Source organism: Ulvibacterium sp. (genome assembly GCF_965248315.1).
Lineage (GTDB): Bacteria > Bacteroidota > Bacteroidia > Flavobacteriales > Flavobacteriaceae > Ulvibacterium.
Genome location: NZ_CBDFIX010000002.1, coordinates 2,653,133 through 2,663,777, shown reverse-complemented (window position 1 = coordinate 2,663,777; position 10,645 = coordinate 2,653,133). Strand labels below are relative to the sequence as shown.

The 10,645-nt window shown below is 47.9% G+C and carries 1 protein-coding gene; it reads left to right on the top strand.

What is annotated here, in order from left to right; genetic code table 11:
* The first annotated feature begins 23 nt into the window (after window positions 1-23).
* Window positions 24-10,643: a 3-coathanger stack domain-containing protein gene (locus tag ACP2AF_RS13170; protein ID WP_425236611.1), complete on the top strand. Its 10,620-nt coding sequence runs from the start codon at window positions 24-26 to the stop codon at window positions 10,641-10,643.
* Window positions 10,644-10,645 lie beyond the last annotated feature (2 nt).

Here is a 10,645-nt window from a genome sequence, read left to right as displayed (position 1 = left end):
ACCAAGTAAATACGTAAAGACGAATGTTTACGAGAACCACCAAAAAAATGACCCTGGGATGCCTAAGCGCCATGCTGTTATGCCTTACCCATGCCTTGGCCCAGGAAAAGGCCAGCTTTGATGCCAGTCAGATCACCACCGATGCCACGCTCCAATATGTGACCCCGAACCTGGATTCCCCGGAACGGGTAAACCACTCCCCCATGGCCTACGTAAGTCTTGGATTGGACAAGACCGTTCCGGTAAGCGACCGGTATTCCTTTGAAGTGCAGTTGAGCATTGTTCCCGCCTCGTCTTCGGGAAACTTTGACGAAGCTGCATCCGATGTTACCTTAACCGTTGAGAACAATACCACCCCTGGAGCGGACAATACTTCGGTGGATATCAACAAGCATATATTACCAGGGTCCTTCGGGGCCCTAGTACAGATCGTGGGTACCTCATATACCTTATTACCCAATGGATCCACCACCACCACGGTCCCCCCCAATGTGTATTTGGACATTGGATTTACCTCGGACCGGTTCGAAACCTTAGACACTTCCTTTCCGCCCAACGTTGGGGTAGCCGCACCCAATGCTTCGGGAAAAGAGTTGGAAATTAATTGGTCCGCCGTGGACGGAGCGATTTCCTATGATGTGGAATGGACCTGGATCGATGGATACGATGGGAATCTTGAAAACTATGACGACCCCATACGGGCACAAAATACCATCCCCTTTACCAAGCGGGATTTTGAATTGAACAGTACTCGGGTACAGGCCAACGGGCTTTCCTATACCGTACCCCTGATCTATGCCAAGGGCTACTTTGTGTACCGGGTGCGGGCGGTAGGCAAAAACGAGGCTTACCCGGATAGGTACCAATTTGGACCTTGGAGCGATGCCGAAGACGATCAGGCCCAATTTTTAAGCGACTGGAACAGGGTGTACATCATTGATGAAGACCATCAGGTACACAAAAACTGGCAGTTTCAGGCTTCCTACGCCGAGGATGGCAAAAAGAAAGAGGTAGTGAGCTATTTTGATGGGACCCTCAGAAACCGCCAAACCGTGACCAAAATCAATTCGGATGAAAACATTATCGTCGGGGAGGTCATCTATGATGCCCAGGGAAGACCGGCCATAGAGGTATTGCCCGTACCCGTAAACCGTGCACTTGCACCGGCAATCAACTTTGTAGGGGATTATATAGATCCCCAAAACGGTGCCTTTACCCAAAATTCGGCCGGCCTGGCGTACAGCTATCAGGATTTTGACCCGGACGACGTAAACCAATTGGACAGTTATGCCTTGGAAAAGGCCATGGCCACGGAAAGTGGTGCCAGTAGGTACTATTCCGTGGACAATGATGTTGACGACCCGTTTAAGGCACGGATACCGGATGCGGAACAGCACCCTTTTTCCCAAATTGAATATACTCCGGACAATACGGGCCGTATTCGCCGAAAAGGTGGTGTTGGGGTAACCCACCAATTGGGCAATGGACACCAGATGGAATATTATTATGCTACGCCTGAACAAAAAGAACTCAACCGTTTGTTCGGCTATAGCGTAGGGTATAACCAGCACTATAAAAAGAATACGGTCATTGATCCCAACGGCCAGCGTAGCGTTAGCTATATAGATCCCCAGGGACGTACCATAGCCACGGCCTTGCTGGGCGATGCGCCTGCCGGCCTCGATGGCCTGGACGAAGAAAAAAATGGGGACCACCTTCGCATAACCACCGACTTATTGGGTAAGGTAGCACCTAACGACCCGGACACGCCCAACGACAACAACCGACGAAGCGCCACACAGACCTTTGGTGCCGTTGACGACGCCCTGGTATATACGAGTACCAAAGTGGTTCCCTTTAATGAGAACAGGATTTTTTCCTATAATCTGGAAACGACCGATTTTGTCTATGAGTGTTTTGACGACGCCATCGCCTACGATCTTTTTTTGGATATCATCGACGCCGACGGTCAAAGCAGAATTCTAGATCGTAATACCTTCGATGCCGCCAATTTTGAGGTGTCCCTGGAACGGGGGAGTTTCAGTATCGTTAAAAACCTGATCGTAAACCCTGATATGCTCCAGGAGTATGCCGATCAGTACATTCTGGACCTACAAGACCCGACGAAAGAATGCTATATTGATTCCGAACTGGCCCTTCCCTTTCCCAATATCGCGGAGGATGGATGCTTTACCACCTGCGCGGACTGTGAAAATGCATTACGTGCCCAATACAGTGACGGTTCCGGAAATTCCGACGAAACCATCTATGCCGCCATACAGATAGCGGCGTACGATTTTAGCGAACTGGAAGCCATTTTAACCCCTGATGAAGTTGAGGAGGAAACCCTAAGACTGGAACGGGCCTTTCGCCTACAATGGCCGGAACTCATTGCCGCTTGCCATGCACCCTGTACGGATGGTACCGATCTTGCCGGCCAGTCCAATGAAACGATCATCGCCAATTCCGTTAGTTGCCAGGTAGGTCGTACTGCCCTGCTCAACGATATGAAACCTACCGGGCAATACGGGGCATCCCCTAGGACCTTGAGTAACGGAAGAATTGTATTGGACCCACAGGGAAGCCTTTCCATCTTTACGGAGACTAATCGTATTACGGGTGCCGAAACCACCGAAGGAGGCGAATACAACACCTGGCGAAATCCCAGGCATCCCCTATACGATGGGCGGGATACAGGCAATGATCTCTATACGGAAGGCCATTATTACAATGCCGATGGCACCATAAGTTACATCCGGGTAAATGAAATATTAACTGTGGACGAGACGGATGGGACAACGACCATCACCTACGAACCACCCATAGACCCAACGGCCAATCTCAATGAAGTGCTGATCAAGGCTACCGATAGTCCGGACAATGCGGAGTACTATATAGAACCCCAATACCTGGCCCATGCCGCTGATTTTGTCGCATCCGGGATTTGGCAAGAGGAATGGGCCGAATCCCTGATCGTATACCATCCGGAATACCGATACCTGGAATATGCCGAGGCCATTTGTGGCATGACCTTTAACAATAGTGCCGGGCTAATGAACCCGGATGGATACGACCAGCACCTCCGTAATCTGGACACCTATGGGCAAGTTCCATCTAACTTGCGTTCAGCCAACGGGCTCATCGCCAACGATCCCTTCTTTAAAGGCAACCTACCCTCCCCTAACCCTTTGGCAGCCAATGGAAACAATAGGTTCATGACCGCCTTTAACCAAAGGGAGGCTTTGATGTCGGCCATGATGGAGAACTACAACGCCACAGGGAAAACCCTGGAAGAATATGCGGCGGCCATTGTAACCTGTAACAGTATTTCCGACGACTGCCCGGATACCGGCGTAGAGAGCCTTTCCGCTTCGCAACAAGAGGCCTACTGGGCTACCTTAAAGACCAACTATATCAATCTTAAGCAGACGGTGCAAAAACTATTGGCCAATGTCTACGCCAAGACACGGAATGCCTATAACGGGTGTATTGGGGAGGAAAATCCGCCCGTGGATCTGCTATCCGTTATTGGGGAGTATGACTTTTCGGGAAAAAGGGACTTAGAGACCGCTATCCAAGGGGCTACCAATAAGGTCTGCGAACTTACCGAACGCAACGAATACCTGACCAAGGAAAAACGCTTTCCGCCTTCGGATGCCTTATACGATTCCGGAAAAAGTGCCGAAGACGTCATAGCCGAACTGAACGAATATACCGCCTATGAGTATTTTATACAGACCGGGGTCTGTCCGTTGGCCAGGGACCTACGGGTCTTCCTGGAGTTTGCCTTTGCCGACTTTGTGGGCCAGGGAATTCCTCGTCAAGGTGTTTTTGATGCCAATTACCTGTCCAGGGAGCTATACGCCGATCTTGGGGGCATCCTGCCCCTGGAGTCTCTCGATCCATTGCAATGGGACAATGGAATCAACGGAAATGTACTTACTCTGAAAATCGGGGAAGCAACCACCCCCATTACGGTTACCCTTCCCCCCGGATATAGTTGGAACAGCTATGGCTCCCCTTCCTTTACCATTACCCAGGTTAATCAGCTAGTCGGCACTTATGACGGGCCCAACGAACAATTTACCTTTAGTGCGGTCATACGAATTCCCGATACCACTAAGGAAGCAGGCTTTAAAGAAGAGGTCATTACAGGGACCACCCGTGCCCGTATCGCGGAATGTACCGTCTACCCGGATGCCAACAGTGTGGGTCAATATTTGAGCGATGGCGGTTCCATTGGGCCCCTGGGCGAATGTAATAAGGAACGTCGCTTTTCCGAGGCCTTTGTACGTTTGCTCAATGCATTGTATGCCCAGGGAACGATCAACGGTTCCGGAGTAGTACTCAACGGACTTCCCGAATACCGCGATAGCTATCTGTCCCAGTTCTTTGACCCGGGTACGGCTACCTGGACCGCGGATCTACCGATCAATACCTATTATCTAAATGTGGGCGGCCTTGATGTGGCGGTTCTGGAACTGGAGGACGACCTCCCCAGCTCAGGCATCACCAACTTTACGGGTCTGGGGTTGACCTATACCTACAATAACTCCGGACAGATTACATCGCAGGTCGCCCGTGTGGCCTACCAGACCCCTACGGTGGAAATGCAAGTAAAGGGTACCTTGACCCAGGCCTTGGACGATCCGGACCGACCCCTGATCAACTTTTTATGCTGCCCTGGAGAGGATATTAATGAGTTGGTGGGGGAAGATATCTGTGATGACGATTTTGTTCACGCACCTGAATTCAGTGTAAATTTTGTTAATGTCTTAAACGAACTCATTACGCAAAAGGATATCTTGGGAACAAATCTTGGTCAAGAAGTTTCATTACAGGACGTTGTTTCTTTTAATGATTTTCTCCAGGAGTTTTTAACAATTAACAGCTACTATTATTGCACACAATTTCCTGACTTATGCAATACGGCGGTTGATTTTTCAAATACCTCGCAAGTAAGCGTTGCAATTAACTTGCAAAACATTCAAATACGGTTTTCCGATACCCATAGAATAAGAATCGTAAGAGCTTTTCAAAGTGATATTGATTTTAGGACTATTAGGGATGTAATAAGTATGGAGCACAAGCTGAGCCAACCAATCATTGCTGAAGATTACTTTACCTTGACTTATGTAGATGATCAAAACCAAACGTTGTCAAAGGATATTTCGATTAATCAACTTAGATTAGGTATTGGATCGTCCTTTGCTCAACGATCTAAATTGAATTTTGGATGCGATTTATATTCAGACTACTCGGAATATACGTTGGAACTGGATCCCAATATAGTAGACAATGAGGATTCTACTGTTTGTCCTGAAAGTAATGAACAGGAAAATCAATTTGAAGATGCTTTAAAAGAGGCATTTAATGCAAGACTGTTTCAAACGCGGGGAATAATCACTCGGACCGAAGCAGAAAACATTTATAGAAACAAATTATTTGCGGGTGGATTTAACCTTAATGAAAAATTTCAGACCGTATTGACCCCTATTTACAATCAGAATCCTGGAGTGTATGAACCTGATTTTTTCGTTTCATTTTTCCAAGCCTTTGGAGAGGCAGACGATTATGTGGACGATTTTAGTAATTCTCGTTTGTTTATCCAAGCAATGTCAGGCAACTTAAGGTCGGGTAGTTTTGTTCGAATCACTTTTGAAGAGGATTTCAATGATGTATACGAAATCTTGGATATAAAAATGCAAAGAAAATCGATAGATGCCGACAATTACATTTATTGTACGGTTTCATATCTAGATTCTACCGGTAATACCCGTGTAGGTAAGAATGTCTTATTTGATTTCTATAGAAACGAGAAAATTACAGGTCAAAATAGGAGTCAACGATTTGATATTGACTTATGCGAATTACTACCAAATAACGGACAGAATTCAGAAATGATTGCCTGTCCATCCAATATTGATGCTGAAGAGTACTATGAAAATCAGGTAAGATCGATATTGAACAATGTAATAGACCAAAGCTTTGGTAAAGATAGTGCTTATGCCTTTAATTCAGCCTTATTAAATAACTTTAAACAAGATTTTCAAGCGGGTGAAAGAGCGGCCCGCTTGGATCCAACGGATAATTATTTTTCGGCCGGGACAAGTTATAACTATGCAATTGTTGTTCCAGAAAATACTACATTATCTAGATGGGATTTTGAAAGTCGAAGGAATTCCATAAACATAATCCTAACGGACGCGCCCAATTTAAATGCCAATGATATATTTCTCTCCAATCCGGCCCATCAATATGTTGGACTATTTACAACTTTTAAAAATGTATCAGTCGAGAATATCATGGAAATTGTGGATTTTGATATTCTCGATGCGAACACATACTCAATCACATACAAAACAAACCAAGATGAAACTTTGGAAGAATTCGGAGGGATATTCCAATTTGGTGTCAGTGGCGCAAGTGGTTTAGGAGTGTATTACGATGACTGGTGTAGACTCTTTACCGACTTATCCTCAAGCAATAAGATTAGCTTATCCAATTCAAAAGATGTTGTCTTATCCTCCAAATCCATTCCCCAGGAACCCCGGACCACCTGCGGCCCCGACATTTGTATCCCGCCGGTACCGGCACCATTGAGCTGTACTGACATGTACGGCACCTATGAAGGAATCGTAATCGGGCTCATGACGGGACTAGATACGGGCCTACATGAACAGTATATCGTGTCGGAGGCCGATTTTTGCAACCAATCCTACCAGTACTTGGTGACCGACTACCAAAACTACCTCACCACCTTTGGCATTACCAGTATCGAGGATATCGAGTACATGTCCATTGCCCGTTTTGGGGCTACGGAGTTCAACTATGGCTATCCCGATATGGCCTCCATCATCGGGCTATATAAGGCACATGTGGATACAGCCAACGAATTTGACCGTATGGACTGGGGCCAATTTACGTCCGATTATCTAAGCCAACCCGGGAATGAAAGCATCTGCGTACCCAGGGCGTTCCCCGCAGACTTTAGCGATTTCATCTTTGACCTACCCGAACAAACCGATTGCGAGCAGTTCAAGGCCGCCGTAACCCAAGCGTATCAAAGTGATACTTACGAGGCCATCCTGGAGCGCAAACGCCAGGAATTTGTAAATGCCTATTTGGAGCACGCCCTGACCGATCCCGTGGAAAACTTTACCATGGAATACGCGGACAAGGAATACCAATATACACTCTACTATTACGATCAGGCCGGGAACCTGTTACAAACGGTTCCCCCGGAAGGGGTGGACCGCTTTACCGAACAGGAACTGGAAGCGGAAGGCAAGAACGAAGCCATCAACGCCTATCGCCTGGCCAATGGGTCGGGGGAAGGGGAAAGCCTGTTACCGGACCATGATATGATTACACGATACCGCTATAATTCCTTAAACCAATTGGTTTGGCAGGAGACCCCGGATGGGGGCGTCACCCGTTTTGCCTACGATCGCCTGGGCCGTATTATCGCTTCCCAGAATGCCAAACAGGCCGGAACAGGTCGTTTTAGCTATACCAGCTACGATTTCCTGGGCCGGATCATAGAGGCCGGGGAGCTAGCACCTAATGTGGCCATCACCATCGAGGATACCACAGGGAAACTTATATATAGTGGAGACGGGACCTATGTACCCGTTACCGATCCGGATAACCCGCAGGGCAATATTTACCCCGCCAATATAGCCGACACGCGCTACGAAGTGACCCGGACCAACTATACCACGGCCACCAACAATGAAGTACAATTGTTCGATACCGTGGACGATATCTCGGAATTCATCAGTAATGCCCGAAACCGGGTCACCGCCATCCGGTATTACGATGAATGGGACGGCCTTGATAACAACCTCAGTTATGAAAATGCCTTGTTCTACCACTATGACATCCACGGGAACGTCAAGGAACTGGTACAACATAACAAATTGATGATCATCAATCCCGAAGATCCCTCATCGGGCTTTAAACATGTGGAGTACGACTATGACCTGATCAGTGGCAATGTCAATCAGGTGACCTATCAAAAGGGTCGTACGGATATGTTCGCCCACCGCTATACCTATGATGCGGACAACCGGATTACCCAGGTAGAGACCAGTAGCGATGGTATGCTTTGGGAGAAGGACGCCACCTATGCGTACTATGCGCACGGGCCTTTGGCCCGTACCGTTCTCGGGGACAAGGAGGTACAGGGCATGGACTATGCCTATACCCTACAGGGCTGGCTCAAGGGGGTAAACTCCGAGAATCTGGACCCCGCCGACGATATGGGCGGGGACGGCGATCAGGTGGCCCGGGACGCTATGGGATATACCTTGGGTTATTACAGCGGCGACTATGCCCCGATCGGTACCCTGGGCACCAACACCTTTGGAATTAGTACCGCCAACAATGGTACGGAGACACAGGAAGGGGTAAACGTGGGCGAGGAACTCTACAATGGGAACATTAAGCAGATGGTGACCGGTCTGCTGGATACCGATGAAAATGCCCTTACCGTACAGATGAACAAATACGGCTACGACCAGTTGAACCGCATCAAGGCCTTTAGGACCGCGGGGCCTTCCGACCCCTACTCGGCCAGCTATGCCTATGACAAAAACGGGAACCTAGAGACCCTGGACCGTAGTACACCTAGCGGGGCCATGGACCAATTGGCGTATACGTATGTAGATACGGATCCGGCAACGGGGCAGGCCAAGCAGACCAACCGATTGGACTTTGTAAACGATGCGATCGGAGACCAAGGGCTTGGAGATCTGGGCGTCCAGACAGCGGGCAACTATGAATACGATGCCATAGGCCAGCTTATCCGGGACCGTGCCGAGGGCCTATCCATTGACTGGCGGGTTGACGGCAAGGTACGTTCCGTAACCAAGGACGATGGGAGCGTGATCACCTTCCAATATGACGGCCTGGGGAACAGGATCGCCAAGACCGAGGTGGATACGGAGACCACTACCCTTTACGTACGCGATGCCCAGGGCAATGTCCTGGCCGTATACGAGAACAGCTCGGACGGCACCGTGGAGCCTGTGGACCCGGATAGGAACCTACAGGACTTCTGGGACTTCGGTACCATGCTGATCGACCGGGAGATCGCCTTTGAGGCCTACGACTATATCAGCGTGGCCAATACCGTAAACGAGAACGTGGTGGAACGCAACGGAAACCTTCGCCTTACCGCAGGAAACGAGATAACCATACAACCCAATTTCCATATCAAGCCCGGCTCGGAGTTCTTGGCGGAGATCCGGGACCTGGGCGAGGGCAACGGCGGCCGGGAGGGCCTCTTCCTGACCGAGCACCATATCTATGGGAATTCCCGTTTGGGGATGGAACGGAAAAATTTGGAAATCCTGGAGGAAGGCCCTATCTTGGAAAGGACGTTCTTTGAAAACAAGGTAGGCGACAAACGCTACGAACTCAGCAACCATCTGGGGAACGTACTCTCGGTCATTACGGATAGGAAACTGGGTACCGAGGGTAGCTATTCACAGGACGTGGTGGCGTACAACGATTACTTTCCCTTCGGGCAACTCCTGCCCAACCGACACGGCAATAGCGGGGACTACCGCTACGGCTTCCAGGGACAAGAAATGGATAATGAAATTAAAGGGGAGGGAAACTCCCTGAACTATAAGTACAGGATGCACGACCCCAGGGTCGGGAGGTTCTTTGCAAGAGATCCGTTAGAAGATAGATATGCCTGGAACTCGCCATATGTGTTTAGTTCAAATAGGGTCATTGATGGTGCCGAGCTAGAAGGATTAGAAGCTAAGACAGTTATAAACTATTGGGATCAACATCAGAATGGGGATTGGTATGTTTCGAGGAGTATATCTGCAGTATCTGATGATGGAGAAGGCGATTTTGTTGTTGAAGTTTACAATTATAAAGTAAAGGACAATACCTTTATCAATAAACAAAAATACTCGCAGGCTAGAGCATATAATGACGGTCATTTAAGTGGTCTCAAAACAGCAGCAAATTATAGTTATGTAGATCCTGAATCGATTAAGCAGAGAAAATCAGATGATGAGGCATGGCTGGCAGCAAAAATGGAAGAAAGAGGATTTGATCCTTTGCATAAGCTCGGATTACTATGGGCAATTCATAGAAGAGACACGCATGCCGAGGATAACTCTACAGCATTTAATAGAATCTCTAAAGATGCCTTAGAAGTTGGAGGACCACTTTTAGAGGCATATGGTGCAGCTCAGGTAGCAAAAGTAAATCGGCTAAAGAATTTAACAAAGGTAAATTCCATTGATACTCCCTATGGTGCAGCTATTCAATCTTCAACGAAATCGGCTCAAGAAGCTCGGGTAATAGTTGAAAATGGAGGAAGTCTTTATAGAATAGGCACCTTGGGTAAAAGTCACGCTGCTGAGGCACAATTTTGGGCATTAGAAAATCCATTGGAAAATCCACAGGCATTTTCGAAGAAATATGGCATACCAATTGAGAATATTGAAAATGCGGATTTCATAGAAATAGGAACTTTGAATAAAGGTAATAATTTTATTACGAGACCTGCACCAGCAGCCCCTGGCAGTGCTATAAATTCTGGAGGTGGAATCGAAGTTGTCACACCTTCTGGAGCAGTTGAATTACAAAGTTTTCATGTTATAAAAAAGAAGTGACT

Bases quoted from the DNA above. Each gene is read 5' to 3' on its own strand.
- ACP2AF_RS13170 (WP_425236611.1), top strand. From the start codon at position 24: ATGTTTACGAGAACCACCAAAAAAATGACCCTGGGATGCCTAAGCGCC.